Source organism: Microcystis sp. M53602_WE12 (genome assembly GCF_030065455.1).
Taxonomy (GTDB): domain Bacteria; phylum Cyanobacteriota; class Cyanobacteriia; order Cyanobacteriales; family Microcystaceae; genus Microcystis; species Microcystis aeruginosa.
The window spans coordinates 1-3,726 of sequence record NZ_JASJFB010000662.1 but is presented as its reverse complement, the minus strand read 5'-3'; the positions used below and the strand labels follow the sequence as shown (position 1 = coordinate 3,726).

1 protein-coding gene and 1 pseudogene are annotated in these 3,726 nt (G+C 49.4%); both read right to left on the bottom strand.

Annotated features, from left to right (window positions below):
• Positions 1 to 213: 213 nt before the first annotated feature.
• A complete protein-coding gene (gene dnaK / locus PX482_RS20735; protein WP_002759130.1) occupies positions 214 to 2,376 on the bottom strand; it encodes a molecular chaperone DnaK in 2,163 nt (720 codons plus the stop codon).
• 346 nt (positions 2,377 to 2,722) lie between these two features.
• Positions 2,723 to 3,628: pseudogene (locus PX482_RS20730) on the bottom strand (RluA family pseudouridine synthase); the annotation flags it as partial.
• Between the last annotated feature and the right edge of the window lie 98 nt (positions 3,629 to 3,726).

Genomic DNA, 3,726 nt, shown 5'->3' with positions numbered 1-3,726 from the left:
TATCAGTTATCAGTTATCAGTTATCAGTTATCAGTTATCAGTTATCAGTTATCAGTTATCAGTTATCAGTTATCAGATTTGAGTTCTAAGTGAGCAGTATGTATTAAGCGAGCAGTATTAAATAGTAGTTTCCCACTGTCTTTTTACTGATTACTGTTTACTGATTACTGTTTACTGTTTACTGTTTACTGATCACTGTTTACTGATCACTGTTTAAAACCAATCATCATCCTCATCATCCCAGTTATTTTGGGGGGGAATATTGCGGGAACGATTGCCGCCGCTGCGGTTACTTTTACTATTGTTATAACTTTTTTCCTCCGAAGGGGGGGGACTTTGCCAATCGCTATCGCGGCCATTATAGTAATTGTCCTGATTGCGGGGACGATAACTATCTTGATTAGCCGAATAATTGGGTCGATAATCACTTTGATAACCCCGTGTACTGGGACGATAATCCTGACGATAACGATCGCGACGCGGTTCGGAGGGAAGATCATCTTCCTTATCTCCAGTAAAAGTCTTGCGAATAGCGCTAAAAAAGCCCTCGTCTTCCTCGTCGTATTGTAGGCGTACCTCGCGATTTAATTCATAGATAACATCCTGTAGATCCGCCTGGGCGCGATCGATGCGACGGTCATCATTTTTCTCCAAAGCGTCGATAATTTCCGTACTCAAAGACTCAATTTGACGACGATAGGAACGGGTAAACTCATTACCAAAATCGAGAGTAACATCTTTTAAGCGTCGTTGGGCTTGATCCACCAGAGAGCGGGCGCGATTGCGTTTATCGACCTTTTCGCGACGGGTACGATCTGCTTCGGCAAATCGGGCAGCATCGCCGATCATGCGGTTAATTTCCCCTTCGCTGAGGGTAGAAGCGCCTTGAATGGTGACACTTTGCTCCCGTCCGGTCATTTTATCCCTAGCGGTGACTTGTAGAATACCGTTAGCATCGATATCGAGGGACACCTGCACTTGGGGAATACCCCGGGGTGCGGGGGGGATACCGGTTAATTTAAAACGTCCCAAGGATTTATTATCGCTGGCCATTTCCCTTTCCCCCTGCAAAACGTGGATTTCCACCACAGTTTGATTATTTTCGGAAGTGGAAAAAAGGTCAGCTCTGCGGACGGGAATAGTGGTATTGCGGGGGATTAACTTTTTCATCACACCGCCGATGGTTTCTAAACCCAAGGATAAAGGGGTAACATCGAGGAGCAGCACGTCTTTGACCTCGCCGCCCAAAATTCCCGCTTGAATAGCCGCCCCGACCGCTACAACCTCATCAGGGTTAACATTTTGATTGGGTTCCCTATCGATAAAACTCCGCACCAAATCCTTAACCACCGGCATCCGCGTGCCGCCGCCCACCAGTACCACTTCGTCTAGTTGGACGGGGGACAAACCGGCATCGGAAAGGGCCCGTTTGAGAGGACGACGGAGACGACTGATTAAATCACCGCATAATTCCTCAAATTGGGCCCGACTCAGGCGAGTTTCGATGTGTTTGGGTCCGTCTTCCGTGGCGATGATAAAGGGCAGATTAATATCGGTGACGCTGACACCAGACAGTTCTATTTTGGCTTTTTCTGCCGCTTCTGTGAGTCTTTGTAGGGCTTGCCGGTCTTGGCGCAGCTCCACGCCTTCCTGTTCCAAAAATTGATTGGCTAACCAATCGACGATTCTTTTATCGAAATCATTTCCGCCTAATTGGGTGTCGCCACTGGTGGCTTTCACCTCAAAAACGCCGTCACCCACTTCCAGGATAGAAACATCAAAAGTACCGCCTCCCAGGTCAAAAACGAGGATTTTCTTGCTTTCTTGTTCATCGAGACCGTAGGCCAGGGCGGCGGCGGTGGGTTCGTTGAGAATCCGCATCACTTCTAACCCCGCAATTCGGCCTGCATCCCGGGTGGCTTGACGTTGGGAGTCGTTAAAATAGGCGGGGACGGTGATTACGGCCCCGGTAACTTCTTCCCCCAGATAACGGCTGGCTTCTTCGGCTAATCGGCGTAAAATTAGGGCGGAAATTTCTTCGGGGGCGAATTCTTTTTGCAGACGGGGGCATTTAATTTTGATATTGCCCATCTCGTCCCGGCGGATGGTGTAGGGGACGCGCTTCGATTCGGGGTTTAATTCCGAGTAGCGACGACCTATGTAGCGTTTGACTCCATAGTAGGTGTTTTGGGGATTGAGTACCCCTTGTCGCCGGGCCATTTGACCGACCACTAACTCCCCATCTTTATTAAAACCGACCACAGAAGGGGTGGTTCTCATGCCCTCCGAGTTGGCGATGACCACTGGCTTTCCGCCTTCCATCACGGCGACGACGGAGTTAGTTGTCCCTAGATCAATGCCTACTACTCTACCCATGCTTGTTTTTGTCTCCCCCTAGATTTCGATAACTTCGGGACTTTTACCTTCGATCGATAGTTTAAATCGCTTAATGCTTGTTGACAATATTGTATCGAATTGTCTTAGGTTCTCGCTCTCGCTTCGGGGCGATTCAGGGTGTGATTACCGAAGTGGTCTTTTAGTGATCGCTGGCGATCGAGCTTGGGGGGTTTTAAATAGGGTCTGCGGCAAAAAGTTTTTCCTGGGGGAAGGGTGTGGGGTGTAGGGTGTAGGGTGTAGGGTGTGGGGTGTAGGGTGTAGGGTGTGGGGTGTGGGGTGTGGGGTGTGGGGTGTAGGGTGTGGGGAGTTTTCTCAGTGAACTGATAACTGATAACTGATAACTGATAACTGATTCCGGCGGCGCTGGACAACAAATAGAGATTCTTTCCCCTGTACTGGGATGATTAAAAACGATTTGATTGGCATGGAGATAATAACCACAATCTCCCGGGACTGCATCCGGTCGCGGTAATCCCCCCAGACCATACAATGGATCACCGATTAAAGGATAGCCAAAAAAGGCCAGATGAATGCGAATTTGATGGGGTCTGCCCGTAAAAATTCTTACTTCTAATAGGGTACTATCGGGATGTTTTTTTAAGACTCGACCATCACTGCGGGCCGATAACCCATCTGTGAGCGCACCGTAAACGTAGCCTAAGATGGGATGGGCGATTTTCCCGATCGCTTGATTAATAGTAAAGTTATCCGGTATGTCGCCCCGACCCACTAAAGCTCGATATATTTTGGTAATTTTCCCCTCTCGCATCTGTTGACTCAATTTAGCTCTAGCGGGCTTTGATTTCGCCATTAAGACTATGCCGGAAGTGCCGCGACCAAGACGATGAATCGGATAGGGAGTGACATCGGGATAATGCTGATGTACCAAATGGATAAGAGTATGTTCGAGAAATCCACCCCCCGCTAACACCGGTAATCCCGAAGGTTTCGCCACCACTAACACCTCGGCATCCTCGTAGAGTACCTCAAAAAAGAGCGGCACATCCGGTTCTGTCCAAGGCGGGCGCTGATAGGTCAATTGCTGCCCGATTTCCAAGACTGTATCGGGGCAAGCGGGACGACCGTTGACTAGAATTGCTGCCGATAAAATGCGATCGAGCCATTCTTCTGGGCTAGAATGGGGATATTTACCCGCATAGTAGGCTAATAAGCTTAATCCTGCCTGATTTTTGCTAACTTTATCTCGATAAATCCAGCCTTGATTGGGCATTGGGGAAGTGGGTGTGGGGTGTGGGGTGTGGGGTGTGGGGTGTAGGGGGTGGGGGGTGGGGTGTGGGGTGGTGGGGAAGTGGGGAGGTGGGGGGGGGG

Excerpts from the sequence above, each read along its gene's own strand:
- dnaK (WP_002759130.1), bottom strand. The coding sequence starts at position 2,376 with ATGGGTAGAGTAGTAGGCATTGATCTAGGGACAACTAACTCCGTCGTC.